This is a genomic window from Microbulbifer magnicolonia (genome assembly GCF_035117725.1).
In the GTDB taxonomy this organism is placed as follows: Bacteria; Pseudomonadota; Gammaproteobacteria; order Pseudomonadales; family Cellvibrionaceae; genus Microbulbifer; species Microbulbifer magnicolonia.
Map to the genome: position 1 here is coordinate 853817 of NZ_JAYEFD010000001.1, position 16587 is coordinate 870403.

Annotated in this window: 12 protein-coding genes; 5 read left to right on the forward strand and 7 right to left on the reverse strand. The window is 62.0% G+C overall.

Annotation, left to right across the window (positions count from 1 at the left end; all coding sequences use genetic code 11):
* Positions 1–40: 40 nt before the first annotated feature.
* The 4 genes from RRF64_RS03810 to RRF64_RS03825 are packed head-to-tail and all read right to left on the reverse strand — an operon-like array spanning position 41 to position 4544.
* Entirely contained in the window at positions 41–1204 is a 1164-nt protein-coding gene (locus RRF64_RS03810; protein ID WP_323844493.1) for a low temperature requirement protein A, read from the reverse strand.
* A gap of 3 nt (positions 1205–1207) precedes the next feature.
* Positions 1208–1867, reverse strand: a complete 660-nt coding sequence (locus tag RRF64_RS03815; protein WP_323844494.1) for a hypothetical protein — start codon at positions 1865–1867, stop codon at positions 1208–1210.
* The gene (locus RRF64_RS03820; RefSeq protein ID WP_323844495.1) at positions 1867–4050 is read right to left on the reverse strand and encodes a xanthine dehydrogenase family protein molybdopterin-binding subunit; all 2184 of its coding nucleotides are present in this window, start codon (positions 4048–4050) and stop codon (positions 1867–1869) included. The genes RRF64_RS03815 and RRF64_RS03820 overlap by 1 nt, the downstream gene beginning before the upstream one ends.
* Positions 4047–4544, reverse strand: a complete 498-nt coding sequence (locus RRF64_RS03825; protein WP_323844496.1) for a (2Fe-2S)-binding protein — start codon at positions 4542–4544, stop codon at positions 4047–4049. The genes RRF64_RS03820 and RRF64_RS03825 overlap by 4 nt, the downstream gene beginning before the upstream one ends.
* A 245-nt stretch (positions 4545–4789) precedes the next feature.
* On the opposite strand from RRF64_RS03825, the gene hrpB reads away from it, so the two are divergent.
* The 3 genes from hrpB to RRF64_RS03840 all read left to right on the forward strand — a co-directional run bounded on the left by hrpB (position 4790) and on the right by RRF64_RS03840 (position 9319).
* Positions 4790–7363, forward strand: coding sequence for an ATP-dependent helicase HrpB (gene hrpB, locus RRF64_RS03830; RefSeq protein ID WP_323844497.1), 2574 nt, complete (start codon positions 4790–4792; stop codon positions 7361–7363).
* Positions 7364–7507: 144 nt separating this feature from the next.
* Positions 7508–8182: an MBL fold metallo-hydrolase gene (locus RRF64_RS03835; protein ID WP_323844498.1), complete on the forward strand. Its 675-nt coding sequence runs from the start codon at positions 7508–7510 to the stop codon at positions 8180–8182.
* Positions 8183–8314: 132 nt separating this feature from the next.
* Positions 8315–9319, forward strand: coding sequence for an endo alpha-1,4 polygalactosaminidase (locus RRF64_RS03840; RefSeq protein ID WP_323844499.1), 1005 nt, complete (start codon positions 8315–8317; stop codon positions 9317–9319).
* 142 nt (positions 9320–9461) lie between these two features.
* Here the strand turns inward: RRF64_RS03840 and nfuA are convergent, their stop codons facing one another.
* From nfuA to RRF64_RS03855, 3 genes are all read right to left on the reverse strand, one after another.
* Positions 9462–10052 (reverse strand): Fe-S biogenesis protein NfuA, encoded by a 591-nt coding sequence (gene nfuA / locus RRF64_RS03845; RefSeq protein ID WP_323844500.1) that lies wholly within the window; start codon positions 10050–10052, stop codon positions 9462–9464.
* A 132-nt stretch (positions 10053–10184) separates the two neighbouring features.
* On the reverse strand, positions 10185–10865 hold the full coding sequence (locus RRF64_RS03850) for a type 1 glutamine amidotransferase domain-containing protein (RefSeq protein WP_323844501.1): 681 nt from the start codon (positions 10863–10865) through the stop codon (positions 10185–10187).
* A 39-nt stretch (positions 10866–10904) separates the two neighbouring features.
* Positions 10905–11939, reverse strand: coding sequence for an NADP-dependent oxidoreductase (locus RRF64_RS03855; RefSeq protein WP_323844502.1), 1035 nt, complete (start codon positions 11937–11939; stop codon positions 10905–10907).
* A 216-nt stretch (positions 11940–12155) separates the two neighbouring features.
* Between RRF64_RS03855 and metH the strand changes: the two genes are divergently transcribed.
* Complete coding sequence (gene metH / locus RRF64_RS03860; protein ID WP_323844503.1) at positions 12156–15893, forward strand: methionine synthase; 3738 nt, start codon at positions 12156–12158, stop codon at positions 15891–15893.
* A 92-nt stretch (positions 15894–15985) separates the two neighbouring features.
* Positions 15986–16204: a DUF2970 domain-containing protein gene (locus RRF64_RS03865; RefSeq protein WP_323844504.1), complete on the forward strand. Its 219-nt coding sequence runs from the start codon at positions 15986–15988 to the stop codon at positions 16202–16204.
* The last annotated feature ends 383 nt before the right edge of the window (positions 16205–16587 follow it).

Consider the following 16587-nt stretch of genomic DNA (forward strand, 5'->3'; position numbering starts at 1 on the left):
TTCGATCCATACTCATAACGATCCAGCATCAAATCGTCGGTTAGCATCTGCGAGCCTTTCCACTCACTTCCAGGTAAGCGCTGACATCCTTAGGCAGCGTCCACGTATAGTGCATAAATACGTATGTCAGCATAGCAAAGGTCACGCCTACGAGAGCGAGCGTTGGATTTGGTAAATAGGTTGAAAATGCCCCAATAGAAACACAGGTAAGTGTAAAAACAACATTATTAATGCGGTGTGGTGGGATTGCCTTGAAATAGCTAACCTGTTTTCCAATGTAAAAGAATATCAGCCCGAACAAAGTCAGCATCCTGAAACTCTCCGAGTCGATTTCATCGCGCATGGTCAGTCCGATCAGATTGGCGAGCATTACCAGGCCCATCGCAAAGATCAGGTGGGTATAGAGCAAAGTAATACCTCGCCGAATTTCTCTGGCGGATTCGAGCAAGTAGAAACTGCCGTAGTAGATCCACCAGATGGCGCCGATCAAGATGAAGCCGAACATCATCGCAATTAAATTCGGCGTTTCGCCGGCGCGGTCCTGCAAGCTCGCAACCAGGCTGATGATGGATTCACCCAGGAGAATCATGGTCATCAGACCGATACGTTCGACCAGATGCTTCCTGTCCTGGCGTGTCAACCGAATCTTGCGCGAGACAAATGCCACGAGGGCCATCTCCAGAACTATGCCCAGGTAGAAAACCGCCACCCTGTGTTCACCGGCAAAAGCCAGCGCGCCGCAGGAGATCAACGCTCCGAGCAGTGTGGCGACACACATTTGCCGCGCATAGCTTTGCAAATGACCGCCGCCAAACTGCGACCAGAAATACATGAACGCGATGAGCAACCGAATGGCGGTATATACCAGGATGAATTCACTGGTGTGCACCAGCACATTGCCGCCGAACATCGCGGACAGATTGATCAGCAGAAAGATGACCGAGAGCGTGAGGATTCGCTGTACGCGGTCGTAGGTATCGAGCCGGTTTAAATAGAGCGTGTGGCTGGCCCATATCCACCAAATCGGAAAGAACTGCAGCACAAAATCCGTTAGCTGCTTCAGTGACACATGACCGTCGTGGCTGTGGGACAGCCCGTGGGAGATCACTCCGATGCTCGCGACAAACACCAGGTCGAAGAACAGTTCCAGCCAGGTGGCGTGGCGGGGCGCTACGAGTGACTCCGGCCCTTCCATTGGCTGCATAAGTCAACTGCTCGGGCAGTGGGCGCCGGTGGTGATCCAGGCATGAATCAGCTCACCAAACTGCTCCCAGGTGCCCGGCGCGGGTTTGCGCCCCTCGCCCGGATGCCAGGCCCACCCAACCAGTCCATCCTCAGCCATGTGGTGGTGAATCTGTTCGAGTGTGCGGTTGCCGTTGCGCTTCCTGTCTTTCAGCTGCGCGCAGATTTCGCCGATCGACAAGCCTTGCCACGCCATGGATGCCGGCGCCAGCGCCCAGGGTGCATGGCCGGGGACGCTGGCGATCGGATCAGCAAAGGTGCGGGCATTTTCTACCTGGTGGCAGGTACTGCAGGCCAGTCCCGGTGGGCCGTGCCCCTCCGCATCGGCAATGACCCTCGGGACATGGAGTTTCAGCTCGTCACCCTGGGTAGGCTGGCGGGTCACCGGGTGGCAGTTCAGGCAGCGCGGGCTCTGCAGCACCCGCGCGGCCTCGGTAAAGAGTGCTACCGATCGCGCTCGCTGATCGGCGATGTTAGAAAAATCTGCGGCCGGCTTCAGCGGGTCTGCCACGGCATCGGCAGCGGCTTCTTCCGACGCGACTACATGGGCTAACCCCACATAGACCGCTACCGCCGCGAGACTGGCGGCCATCAGCCAGAGGCGCCGGGTATTCAGGACGCTCATCACACCTCCTTGAGCTGTGCAAAATCGACCGGGAGGCTCAACAGCCGCTTGCCCGTCGCCGCGGAGACCGCATTGGCCACGGCCGCTATGGCGCCGCAGGTTCCGGGTTCGCCCGCCCCACCCGGCTCCTCGCTGCTCGGAACTATATGCACCTCGATCCGCGGTGCCTCGTGCATGCGCAGCACCGGATAGGTGTCGAAGTTGCCTTCCCGGATGCGCCCGTTGGCCACGGTGATTTTTCCGTAGAGTGCGGCGCTGATGCCGAAGATGATCCCGCCCTCCATCTGCGCGCGCACCACATCCGGATTGACCACGAAGCCGGTATCCACCGCGCACACCACCCTGTCCACACGCACATGCCCCGACGGCTCAACATTCACCTCGGCCACGAATCCGAGGTGGCTGCCGAAACCGCTAAACACCGCGGCCCCGCGGCCGCTGCGTTTCGGCAGCGATTTGCCCCAGCCCGCCTTGGCGGCCGCCAGCTCCAGCGCCGCCCTCGGCCGCGGTTGCCTCGCCATCATCGCCAGGCGGTAGGCCACCGGATCCTGGCCGGCCCGGTAGGCCAGTTCTTCAATCACGCTTTCCACCACGTAGACGTTGCGGGTCGGGCCCACACCACGCCAGTTGCCCGCGCCCAGACCTTTCGGCGGTTCATTGCGCGTAAATTCGATCAGCACGTTCGGAATGTCGTAGGGCCCGTGCGCACACTCGACGACATCCAGATCTATGCCGTCTTTATTAAGAATGGGCAGAAAGCGCTCCATGATGTTGGGGCCGACGACGCGGTGCCGCCAGCTGACCGGGCGACCCGCTGAATCCAGGCCGACAGTGACGCGGCTGTGATTGAGGTAGCGGTAGTAGTCGTGCTGCATATCCTCTTCGCGGCTCCAGGTGACTTTTACCGGCCCCTCCACCTGCTTGGCGATCTTCACCGCCTGGGGGACATAGTCGATCTCGAGTCGCCGGCCGAAACCACCGCCCAGATAGTAGTTGTGCATCACGACTTTATTCGGCGGCAGACCCGCGGCCTCGGCCGCGGCTCTATGGGCCCGTGCCAGAACCTGCGAGCCCAGCCAGACCTCACAGCTGTCCGGCTTGACGTGCACCGTGCAGCTCAGCGGCTCCATCGCCGCGTGCGCGAGTATCGGCTGGCGGAAATCCGCCCGAAAACGCCCCGCCGCCCCGGATTCCGCCTTGTTAACATCACCCTCGTGCATGAATACCAGGCCGTCGCGGTCCATCGCCGCGTCCGCCCCGGCGACCAGGTCCGCAGTGGTGAGCCTGGCGTTGGCGCCCTCATTCCACTTTATCTTGAGCGCCGCCAGCCCCTTGCGCGCCGCCCAGGTGTGATCGGCGACGACCGCGACCGCGTCCTCGATCTTTACCACCTGGCGCACACCCTTGATCTTCATCGCCTCACGGTCATCGACGCTCGCCAGCTTGCCATTGAACACCGGGCAGGCAGCTACCAAGGCATACCGCACACCGGGCGGTCGCACATCGATGCCGAAGATGGCGGAGCCGTTGATCTTCGCCGGGGTGTCGACACGCTTGGTCGGCTTGCCGACAAAACGGAATTTTTCCGGCGCCTTGAGCGCCGGCGACTTGGGTACGGGGAGACCCGACGCCTCACGCGCGACCTCGCCATAGCCGATACTGCGCCCGCTGGCGGTTTCGATAATTCTGCCGTTCTCCGCCTTCAGGCCAGCCGCGGGGACCTTCCAGCGGCGCGCCGCGGCTTCGATCAGCATCTCCCGCGCCGCCGCGCCCGCCTGGCGCACTGAGATCCACTGGGCGCGCAGCGCAGTTGACCCGCCGGTGACCTGTTCGCCGATCAACGGATTGGCGTAGAGCGCGTCGTCTGGCGGCGCAGCCTCGAACGCCACTGTCGCCGGATCCACTTCCAGCTCCTCCGCCAGCAATTGCACCTGCGAGGTGTAGACGCCCTGCCCCATTTCCACATAGGGGATCACGAGTGTGATGCGGCCGCCCGGAGCAATTTTCACGAAGGCGTTTGGCTTCGGCGGCGGCACTGGCACGGGAGGAGTCGCAGGCGCCTCCTGCGCCCAAGTGCGCCCGCCGACGGTGAAACCGAGCAACAGACCGCCCGCTGCCACCAGCGAGACGCCGAGAAACTTGCGCCGGGAGAGAGGCGCACTATCGCCATTGCGCCAGCTCATGTCGACGCTCCCGATTTCGCCTTTTTCCCGGCTGATGAAATAAGTCCGGATGCGCGAGCGATGCCCGCGCGGATTCTTACGTAGGTGCCGCAGCGGCAGATATTGCCGTCCATCACCGCGTCTATATCTTTATCGGACGGTCGGGGATTTTCCGCGAGCAGGCCCGCGGCGGACATCAGCTGCCCCGGCTGGCAATAGCCGCACTGCACCACGTCGAGTTCCCGCCAAGCCTGCTGCAGCGCCTTGCCCTCCGGCGTCTCGTGCAGCGCCTCGATGGTCCGCACCTCGGCGGTGCCGATGCTCGAGACCGGCATGACACAGGACCGCTTCGCCGCGCCGTTCACATGCACGGTGCAGGCGCCACAGAATGCGATGCCACAGCCGTATTTGGTGCCGGTGAGACCGAGAACATCGCGCAGTACCCACAGCAGCGGCGTATCGCCATCCACATCGAATTCCCGCACTTCGCCGTTGACACTGATTGAATAACTCATGGTGCTCCTTTCCATCCCAGTCGGGCCAATCGAAGTTGGTGACTGGACGCCCGACCGCCGGATCGCGACATACAGTTTTTGCCAAATACTGTGTATAGATGACCGCTCGCATGGACGCGTAGACGCGCGTGCCTTTTCCGGCACGACCGATCTCCTGCGCAGGCCTTTCGGCAAAATGGCCCCGAGAAGCTAAAAACCTCGGCTATTGCTTTGCCTCTCTTCGGCTGCCGCTATAATCCCCGCCCATGCCAGAGTTACCCATTCAGTCCGCCCTCCCCGAGCTGCTCGCCGCGCTGAGCCGGCACAACAACGTCGTCCTGCAGGCGCCCCCGGGCGCCGGCAAGACCACCGCGGTGCCGCTTGCGCTGCTGGAGAGCGACTGGCTGGGTGAGCGGAACATCATCCTGCTGGAACCGCGCCGCCTCGCCGCGCGCAGTGCGGCCAACCGCATGGCGGAGCTGCTCGGCGAACCGGTGGGCCAGACGGTCGGCTACCATATTCGCGCGGAGCGCAAGGCGGGCAGGCAAACGCGCATTCTGGTGGTGACCGAAGGGATTCTGACCAGACTGCTGCAGTCGGACCCTGAGCTGTCCAACACCGCGCTGGTGATCTTCGACGAGTTCCACGAGCGCAACCTGCAGGGGGATCTGGCGCTGGCGCTGTGCCTGCAGTCGCAGGAATACCTGCGCGAGGACCTGAAGCTGCTGGTAATGTCCGCGACTCTGGACACCGCAGCCGTGGCCGGACTACTCGGCGATGCGCCGGTCATAACCAGCGAGGGCCGCAGCTACCCGGTGCATGTGCACTATCTTCCGCAACAACAGCTGCACCAGCAGGCGCCCGGAGACAACCGCCAGCTGCCGGCGCTGATGGCGCGCAAGATCGTCGAATGCATGGAACTGGAGACCGGCAGCCTGCTCGCCTTCCTGCCCGGCGTGGGCGAGATACGGCAGGTCGAGGCACTGCTGAATGAACAGCTAGCCGGTCGCAGTGAGATAGCGATCGCCCCGCTCTACGGCGATCTCAGCAAACAGCAGCAGGACGCCGCGATTGCCCCCTCCCCGCCCGGCGAGCGCAAAATCGTCCTCGCCACCAATGTGGCGGAGACGAGCCTGACCATCGACGGTATCCGCATGGTCGTGGATGCCGGGCTGATGCGCGAATCCCGCTTCGATCCAAACACCGGCATGAACCGCCTGGTGACCACGCATATTTCGCAGGCATCAGCGATCCAGCGCTGTGGCCGCGCCGGGCGGCTCAGTGAGGGCCTGTGCCTGCGCCTGTGGAGTGAGTCGCGCCAGGACGGCCTGGCGGCGAAGAATACACCGGAGATACTGCTCAGCGACCTGGCGCCACTGACGCTCGAACTGGCGCAATGGGGCGTGACCGATGTCACCGAACTGCGCTGGCTGGATGTGCCGCCGCCGGGCCCGGTGGCCCAGGCGCAGGAGTTGTTACAGCAGCTGGGCGCACTGGATACCAGTCTGCGCATTACCGAGCACGGCACTGCCATGCTGGCCCTGGGCACTCATCCGCGCCTGGCCCATATGATGATCCGCAGCCTGGATCTGGCGCTCGCGGACGAGGCCTGCCTGCTGGCGGCACTCTTGTCAGAACGGGATATATTCCGCGGCGAGGCCCGCTGGGACCGCGACGTTCAGAAGCGTATGGACGTTCTGCAGGGCCGCGCAAAAAACACAGGTGCCGACCGCGGCGCCATACAGCGTGTCCGCCAGCAGGCGGGGATCTGGCAGGCACAACTGAAAGGCTCCGCTGACGCGCACGCAACCGCTGCAGCAAACGCGGATATCGACGAGTTCGATCGGGTCGGCATACTACTGGGACTCGCCTACCCGGACCGCATCGCCCAGAGCCGCCGCGACCGCGAGCGCCGCTTCCTGCTTGCCAGTGGCCGCGGAGCCCTCTTCTCTCACGACGACGAATTGGCACTCGCCGATTACCTCGTTATTGCCGAGCTTGATGGCCAGGGCCGTGACGCCCGCATTCAGTTGGCCGCGCGTATATCCGCGGCGGCGTTGCGCGGCCACTTCCGCGAACTGATCGAACGGGGCGAATCGGTACGCTGGGATGACAAGGCGGGACGGGCCGTTGCCAGCGAGCGCACTACCCTGGGCCGCATCGTGCTGGATGAACAGCCGGCCAGAAACATTTCTCCCGAGATGCTGAACCGCGCGCTGCTGGATGCCGTGCGCCAGAAAGGCCTGCAGTCCCTACCCTGGAGCAGGGAAGCAAACGGATTGCGCGCAAGACTCCAGTTTCTGTGCGCTATCGCCGCGGACCATCCGGACCTGCTGGCAGATCTGCCGCTGCCGGACTGGAGCGACGCGACCCTGCTGGCCACCCTGGACGACTGGCTGCTGCCCCACTTGCAGGGCTTCAGCAAACTGGACCAGCTCAAGCAGCTGAATCTGCACAGTATCCTGCAGAGTCAACTCGACTGGTCTCTGCAGCAGCGGATAGAAGAGCTGGCTCCGAGCCATTTCCAGGTGCCGAGCGGCTCGCGCATTCAAATCGATTACGATGAGCTGCCACCCGTCCTGGCCGTGCGACTGCAGGAAATGTTCGGCCTGGCGCAGACACCGGCGATCCTGCATGGCCGCTATCCGCTGATGATCCACCTGCTCTCGCCCGCGCAGCGACCGGTACAGGTGACCCGGGATCTGGCCAGCTTCTGGGCCAACACTTACCAGGAAGTCAAAAAGGAGTTGCGGATCAAGTACCAGAAACACTACTGGCCCGACGATCCGCTCACCGCGCAGGCGACCAGCAAAACCAAGAAGCGCATGGGGACGCCATAATCCGCTCACTGCGCCGCCCGCTCCGATTCGAACCTCGCCGTCACGGATCCGTATCGGAGCCGGGGCGCACTGTCTATGCTGGAAGTAACACCGAACCTGCGCTCTAATCTGGCGCCGGTCACGCCCCCTCCAGGAAGACATATCATGCATCAGACTATGCTTGCGGCTGTCGCGTTCGCGTTCCTGTCGCTGCCAGGACTTGCCCGGCCAGCCCCGGATGACAACAAGGTGACGGTACTGACGGAAGGCTACGTCAGGCCCATTGAGGGCCGGGAATTCGTGCCGGGAAAATCAGCCGACGGCGCCCGCAAGGTCGCTGGCACTGTGGTCCTGGTACAGGGCAAGGACACGACACTGGTGGCCGATCCGGGCATGGTGACCGACAGGCAAGTGATCCTGGACACGCTGAAGAAGCAAGGCGTCTCACCGGAGCAGGTCACCCATGTATTTATCAGCCACCACCATCCCGATCACACAGTCAATATCGCCCTCTTCCCCAACGCTGAAGTGGTGGATTTCTGGGGACGCTATCGCGGCGACCTCTGGCAGGATCATCCGGATGGCTACGAGGTGGCACCCGGCATCGAGGTCCTGCGCACGCCCGGCCATACCGACGAAGACGCTTCACTGGTCGTGAAAACCGCAGACGGCACCTATGTATTGACGCACTTGTGGTGGTTTCCGGATATGACACCGGTGCAGGATCCACTGGCCTCCAGTCAGAGCGATCTCGACAAACACCGCGAGAAGATTCTGGGAATCGCCGACTGGATTATTCCGGGACACGGAAAGATGTTTAAGAACCCGCAAAAACAATAATCGGGAGCAGCCCGATTATTCCAGATGGGAGTTGGAAAAGATTCGATTTTTTGAGCGATACGGCGGCGAGTTGCCGGCGACCGGCAACCTTGCTACCTTGCGCCACCCGGGTTTTGTTACTGGAGATGGATTTTGAAACGGACCCTCGCAGTTCTGCTAACACCGCTGTTCTTTTTCGGATGCGATTTTGATGAGCTTCCGGAATTCCCCACCGGGCGCGCCATCAATTTCAAACAGGAGATGCGCGATTTCGTCCAGGATATCAGCCGCTATGCGAAAGATATCGACCGGGATTTTATCGTTATCTCGCAAAACGGTGTTGAACTGGTAGCCACAACCGGCCGGGAGAGCGGAACGGTCGATGTCGACTACGTCAATGCCGTCGACGGCCTCGCCCAGGAAGCCCTGTTCTTCGGCCAGAATGGTATCGACCAGCCCACGCCGCTGGCAGAGCGCCGCCGCCTGCAAAGTTTTCTGGACCTGGCCAGAGATAACGGATCTGTCATCCTGGTGACCGACTTCGCAACCAGCCAGACCAATATTGACGACTCTTACCAGCTGAATGAGGACGCCGGCTATATTTCCTTCGCCGCCGACCACGAAGAGCTGGATAACATTCCCAGCTATCCGCCAGAAATCCACAATCTCAACTCTGACAACATCGATCGGCTGCCACAAGCCAGAAACTTCCTCAACCTGATCAATCCCCGCCTTTTTTCCACGCGCCAGGAATTGGTCGACGCGATCAGCGCAACGGACTACGACATCGTCATCATCGACTTTTTCTTCAACGGATTGGAATTCACCGCGGAACAGGTCGAACAGCTCAAGGTGAAGAACAACGGCGGTCGCAGGCTGCTGATCGCCTACATGAGCATCGGTCTGGCCCAGGACAACCGTTTCTACTGGCAGTCCTTCTGGTTCACCAACCCGCCCGTATGGCTGGAAGAGGAAGTTTCCGGCATGCCGGGCAATTACTACGTGGAGTACTGGCGGGACGAGTGGCAGGACATCATTTTCGGCAATAACGAGTCCTACCTGTTCAGGATTCTGGACGCGAACTTTGACGGGGTACTGCTGGACAACGTCGACGTGTTCGAGTTCTTCGAAGACCGGAGCGCTGCGGACGGCACCTAGCGCCCCCTCCGAGCTTCTGTTGCGCTAGCTAATGATTTGCGACCTGCGCAATCGCAGAGGCCCATCTCCGCAATAAACCGGCAATTAAAAAGGGCGAACTCGATGTTCGCCCTTACGGATCCAATGCAGTGCCCTGCCCGGCTCAGTAGTAAGCCTGGGATTTGTCTGTGTGGTCGGTGATGTCCTTGACCCCCGCCAGCTCCGGAATCTTCTCCTTCAGGGTTTTCTCGACACCCTCTTTCAGGGTCATGTCCACCATGCCGCAGCCCTGGCAGCCGCCACCGAACTTGAGTACCGCGTAGCCGTCTTCGGTGACCTCCACCAGGCTCACCTGGCCGCCGTGGGCGGCGAGGCCGGGATTGACCTCGTTGTAGAGCACGTAATTGATGCGGTCCTCGATGGGGCTGTCATCGGTGATCTTGGGCATGCGCGAGTTGGGCGCGCGGATGGTCAGCTGGCCGCCCATCTTGTCCGACGAGTAGTCGACCCGCGCCTCGTCCAGGTAGGGCACGCTGCGGCCCTCGAAGTAGGCCCTGAAGCCGTTCATATCCATTGTCACGTCACCCTCCTGCTCCTCGCCCGGACGGCAGTAGGCAATGCAGGTCTCCGCGTTCGGGGTACCCGGGTTGGAGACGAACATGCGGATGGCGATGCCCTCACAGTCCTGCTTCTCCAGCAGCTCGCGCAGGTACTCCTGGGCGGATTCGGTAATGGTGACATTCAATTCAGACATAAGACTTCTCTAATAAGCGAGCAAATAACCGAGTTCCTTTGTCGGGTATTTTACTCTCAGTTGCGGCCAAGTTAAACCTGCCCGGCTGAGGCGGGCTGCGCGCTCCACCCGGTCCCCCGTCGGACCGTCCATTCAGGGCTCTTTGACAAACCCCAGCAGAGTCTCGGCCGTCTCCTCGGACGACTGTGGATTCTGCCCGGTGACCAGCTTGCCGTCGACAACCACGTAGGGGTGCCAGTCGTCCGCCTTGGAAAACCTGGCCCCCTTGGACTTGAGCATGTCTTCCACCAGAAATGGCACCACATCGGTCAACCCAACCGCCTCCTCTTCGGAGTTGGTGAAACTGGTGACATTCTTGCCGTGCACCAGAGATCTGCCGTTTACCGTGGTATGGCGGAATACGGCCGGGCCGTGGCAGACGGCCCCGACCGGTTTGCCGGCGGTGTAGAAGGACTCGATCAGGGTGATGGAGTACTTGTCCTCCGCCAGGTCCCACAGTGGGCCGTGGCCGCCGGGATAGAAGACCGCGTCGTAATCCTCCTCTCGGACATCGGCGAGCGGCAGGGTATTCGCCAGCGCGCGCCGGGCTGCGTCGTCCTGGCGGAAGCGCTCGGTCGACGCAGTCTGAAAATCCGGCTCGTCGCTCTTCGGGTCCAGCGGCGGCTGGCCGCCCTGCGGGGATGCCAGCGTAACGTCGGCGCCGGCATCGTGGAAGATGTAATAAGGCGCGGCAAACTCCTCCAGCCAGAAACCGGTTTTCTTGCCGGTATCGCCCAACTGGTCGTGGGAGGTAAGCACCATCAGAATCTTCATCGATTGGTCTCCTGTAGTGAATAGACTTGAAAATCAGGATCAGTCGTCGGCGCCGACGCGCACGACCAGCTTGCCGAAGTTCTTGCCCTCCAGCATGCCCATTAACGCCTGCGGCGCCCGCTCCAGACCCTCGACAATATCCTCGCGGTACTTGACCTTGCCGCTCGCCAGCCACTCGGACATCTGCGGAAAGAACTCGCCAAAGCGGTTTTGGTAGTCAAAGATGATGAAGCCCTGGATCTTCAGGCGTTTCACCAGCGTCTGGCCCATCAGCCAGCCCATGCGGTCCGGGCCCTCCGGCAGCGACGATGCGTTGTACTGGGACACCAGACCGCAGACTGGAATGCGCGCAAAGGTATTCAGCAGCGGCAGCACCGCATCCAGCACCTTGCCGCCGACATTCTCGAAGTAGACATCGATGCCATCCGGACAGGCCGCGGCCAGCTGCTCGTCGAAATCATCCGCGTGGTGATCGATGCAGGCGTCGAAACCCAGCTCCTCCACCGCGTAGCGGCACTTTTCCGGTCCACCGGCGACACCGACCACCCGGCAGCCCTTGATCTTGCCGATCTGGCCGACAGTAGCCCCCACCGGACCCGTGGCCGCAGCCACCACCAGAGTCTCGCCCGCCTTCGGCTGACCGATGTCCAGCAGTCCCATGTAAGCCGTGAAGCCGGGCATGCCCAATACTCCCAGAGTGTAGGAGGGATGCTGGGGATCGCGGCCCAGGTTGGTGAGCCCGGTGCCGTCGGACAGGGCGTAGTCCTGCCAGCCGCTGTAGGCCAGCACCCAGTCGCCCTCGGCGAAGTCCGGGTGGCGCGACTCCACGACCCGACTCACGGTCCCGCCCACCATGACCTCGCCCAGCTGCACCGGCTCGGCATAGGAAGGCGCATCGCTCATGCGCCCGCGCATATAGGGATCCAGGGACAGATAGACGGTGCGCAGCAGAACTTCGCCGTCGGCGGGCCTGGGCAGCGCCACCTCCTCCAGGCGGAAATTTTCTGGCGAAGGCGCGCCCTTGGGCCTGGATGCCAGCACGATGCGCCGGTTTTTATCACTGGGCTGGTTCATGGCTATCTCCTGGTTTGTCAAAGACAGATTAGCCGCGAATGCTCGCCCTGCACGGCGCTCTATCGGACCGGTCCCCCGGATCTTTTGATTACATGACCAATGACCAGCCCGGGGCACCGCCAGCCGCGCAAGGAATCCGCGGCAAAGCCGGGTCCCGCGAGACGATTGTGCTAAGATTGCCGCCCTCTCGCCGCCAGCAACAGATAGGAATTGTCCATGTCCCAGCAGTCCCGCAGTCAACGCCTGCAACAGCTTCAAGCCGCGCTCGCCGAGCGCATCCTGATTCTGGACGGGGCCATGGGCACGATGATACAGCGGGAGAAACTGGCAGAAGGCGATTATCGCGGCGAACGCTTTGCCGACTTCCACCGGGACCTGAAGGGCAACAACGACCTGCTCAGCCTGACCCGGCCGGAACTGATCGAACGGATACACCGGGACTATCTCGAGGCCGGGGCCGACATCATCGAGACCAACACCTTCAACGCGACGCGCCTGTCCCAGTCGGACTACGAGCTCGAGGACCTGGTGCCGGAGCTGAACCGGGTCTCCGCCGAAGTCGCCCGCCGGGCGGCCGATGCGTTCTCCACCCCGGACAAGCCGCGCTGGGTGGCCGGCGTCATCGGCCCGACTTCGCGCACCGCGAGCATCTCCCCGGACGTGAACGATCCGGGCGCGCGCAACGTGACTTTCGCCCAGCTGGTGGAGAACTATGTCGAGGCCGGCCGCGCGCTGATCGAGGGCGGCAGCGACATAATCCTGATAGAAACCATCTTCGATACGCTGAATGCCAAGGCCGCCATCTACGCGCTGCAGCAGCTGTTCGAGGAGATCGGCTTCGAGTTGCCGGTCATGATTTCCGGCACCATCACCGATGCGTCCGGCCGCACCCTGTCCGGCCAGACCACCGAGGCCTTCTACTACTCCGTGGCCCACGCCAAGCCGCTCAGCGTTGGCCTCAACTGCGCCCTCGGCGCCACCGAGCTGCGCCCCTATATCGAGGCGCTTTCCGGCGTTGCTGCCTGCCATGTCTCCGCGCACCCCAATGCCGGCCTGCCGAACGAGTTCGGCGAGTACGACGAGACCCCGGAACAGACCGCGGCGATCGTCGCCGAGTTCGCGCGCAGTGGCTTTATCAATATTCTCGGCGGCTGCTGCGGCACCACCCCGGAACATATCCGCGCGATCGCCGATGCTGTGGCCGACATACCGCCGCGAGCGCCCGCGCCCCGGGACCACAATGGGCTGCCGCAGATCAAACCCGCCCTGCGCCTGTCCGGGCTGGAACCCTTCGTGGCCGACGAGAATTCGCTGTTCGTCAACGTGGGCGAGCGCTGCAACGTGACCGGCTCCGCAGCCTTCAAACGCCTCATCCTGAACGAGGACTACGAGGCCGCCCTGCAGGTGGCCGCCGCCCAGGTGGAGGACGGTGCCCAGGTGATCGACTTCAACATGGACGAGGCGATGCTGGACTCCGTCGCCGCCATGCACCGCTTCCTCAACCTCGCCGCTACCGAACCGGATATCGCCAAGGTGCCGTTTATGGTCGACTCCTCCAAGTGGGAGGTGATCGAGGCGGGCCTGCAGTGCATCCAGGGCAAGCCGATCGTCAACTCCATCAGCCTCAAGGAAGGCGAGCAGGACTTTATCGACAAGGCCCGCCTGTGCCTGCGCTACGGCGCGGCCGTGGTGGTGATGGCGTTCGACGAGCAGGGCCAGGCGGATACCTTCGCGCGCAAGATCGAGATCTGCCAGCGCAGCTACGACATCCTCGTGGAGAGAGTCGGCTTTGCGCCGGCCGATATCATCTTCGACCCGAATATCTTCGCCGTCGCCACCGGCATCGAGGAGCACAACAACTACGCCGTGGACTTTATCGAGGCCACGCGCTGGATTCGCGAGAATCTGCCCGGTGCGAATGTCTCCGGCGGCGTGTCGAACGTGTCCTTCTCCTTCCGCGGCAACAACCCGGTGCGCGAAGCCATCCACTCGGTGTTCCTGTACCACGCGATCAGGGCCGGCCTGAATATGGGCATCGTCAACGCCGGTATGCTGTCGGTCTACGACGAATTGCCGGCGGAGCTGCGCGAGAAAGTCGAGGACGTGATCCTCAACCGCAGCCCCGACGCCACGGAAGCGCTGCTCGACATAGCCCCGAAGTACCAGGGTGACGGCGGCGGCGCGGCGCGCAAGGAGGATCTGAGCTGGCGCGAACTGCCGGTGAACAAACGCCTGGCACACGCGCTGGTCAAGGGCATCAACAATTATATTGTGGAAGACACCGAGGAGGCCCGCGCGGCAGCCACACGGCCACTGGACGTGATCGAGGGCCCGCTGATGGACGGCATGAACGTCGTCGGCGACCTGTTCGGTGAGGGCAAGATGTTCCTGCCGCAGGTGGTGAAGTCCGCACGGGTGATGAAACAGGCGGTCGCCTACCTGCAGCCGTTTATCGAAGCGGAAAAGACTGCGGAGAGCAAACCCAACGGCCGCATCCTGATGGCGACGGTAAAGGGCGACGTGCACGATATCGGCAAGAATATCGTCGGCGTGGTGCTCGCCTGTAACAATTACGAGGTGATCGACCTAGGGGTGATGGTCCCCTGCGAAACCATATTGCAGACGGCCAGGGAAAAGCAGTGCGACATCATCGGCCTGTCCGGCCTGATCACGCCGTCGCTGGATGAAATGGTGCACGTGGCCGCGGAGATGGAGCGCCAGGGCTTCGACATCCCGCTGCTGATCGGCGGCGCCACGACTTCCAAGGCGCACACCGCCGTCAAAATCGATCCGCAGTTCAACCGCAACCAGACGGTCTATGTGGCGGATGCCTCCCGCGCGGTGGGCGTGGCCAGCAGTCTCATATCCGACGAACTGCGCCCGGCGTTCGTGCGCGGTGTGCAGGAAGAGTATGAAAAGGTGCGCACCCGTACCGCCAATCGCAAGCGCAACGATACCCGTCTCACTTACGAACAGGCGCTGGCCGCGGCGCCGCAGTTCGACTGGCAGGGCTATAGCGCGGCCGTGCCGCAAAAAACCGGTGTAACCGTAATCGACGACTTCCCGCTGGAGCAACTCGTCGACACCATCGACTGGACGCCCTTCTTCATCTCCTGGGATCTGGCCGGCAAGTTCCCGGCGATCCTGAATGACGAAGTGGTCGGCGAGGCGGCCACCGATCTGTACAAGAATGCGCAGCTGATGCTGCAGCAGATCATCGACGGGAAACTGCTGCGCGCCCGCGCCGTCTTTGGCCTCTGGCCGGCCAACAGCGACGGCGACGACATCATCGTCTACAGGGACGAGAGCCGCACCGAGGAGCTGGCCCGCCTGCACCATATGCGCCAGCAGATCCAGAAGCGCGGCGGCGACGGCCACTGTCGTTCACTGGCGGATTTCGTCGCCCCGGTGGACACTTTTAGGGCTGATGGCTCTCGCGTCGCCGATTATGTCGGCGGCTTTGCGGTTACCACCGGTATCGGTGCCGACGAGCTGGCAGCCGAGTACGAAGCCAGGCACGACGACTACAACGCGATTATGGTCAAGGCGCTGGCTGACCGTTTGGCCGAGTCCTTTGCCGAAACACTGCACAAACAGGTGCGTAAGAATTACTGGGGCTATGCACCGGACGAGCAGCTCAGCAACGAAGAGCTGATCAAGGAAGCCTACCGCGGCATCCGCCCTGCCCCCGGTTATCCGGCCTGCCCGGACCACTCGGAAAAGGCAACCCTTTTCAAACTGCTGAATGCCGAGCACAATATTAACGTCAACCTGACGGAACACTTTGCCATGCTGCCCGCGGCATCCGTCAGTGGCTGGTACTTCGCCCACCCGCAGGCCGAGTACTTCAACGTGGGCAAGATAGGCCGCGACCAGTTGCAGAGCCTGGCGCAGCGCAAGGGCGTCAGCGAACAGGAGCTGGAACGCTGGCTGCGCCCCAATCTCGAGGATTGAGAATCCGTAGGGTGCGCCCTGCGCACCAATGCGAGACCGGACGTCTGCTATGGTGCGCACGGCACACCCTACTCAACCGCAGGACTCAGTAGATGAACGAAGATGACACTGGAAACGAGAAACCATCTTTCGGCCAGGTAGTGCTGAGCACCCTGGCCGCCGCCATCGGTGTGCAGAGCAGCAAAAACCGCGAGCGGGACTTCAAGGGTGGCAGTATCAAGACCTATATCGCCGCGGGGGTGATCTTCACCGCGCTGTTTGTGCTGACGCTGGTACTGGTGGTGAAGACAGTGCTCGGCAATATGGGCTGACCCGCCATAGTCTTTCGTGTATCGATCGCGGCCGCTGGCTATCCCGGCCCATGGCCGCGATCGAATTCAGACCGACAGCAGAGCATCCGCCACCAGGCACAAGCCGGAAAAAAGGAATTAAAGAAAAGAAAGGAACCCCGCCCGGCACCGCTCTGCTCCGGGCCCGAGGATGAATTACTGGGAGGCCACCCAGTAAATGCAGGTCACTACAAAAATGGCTACCAGAGCCACCGCGGCAAAGGCGTCAGCCACGTTATCGTCTTCATTGGATACAACTACTTCTTCACTCATCGAATTACTCCGATTGCTCTTTATTGTTATTCAAAGTAGATGGACCGTATAGAACGGCAAGTCAAGTAGAGCAAATCCCCGTTCGTGGCGCA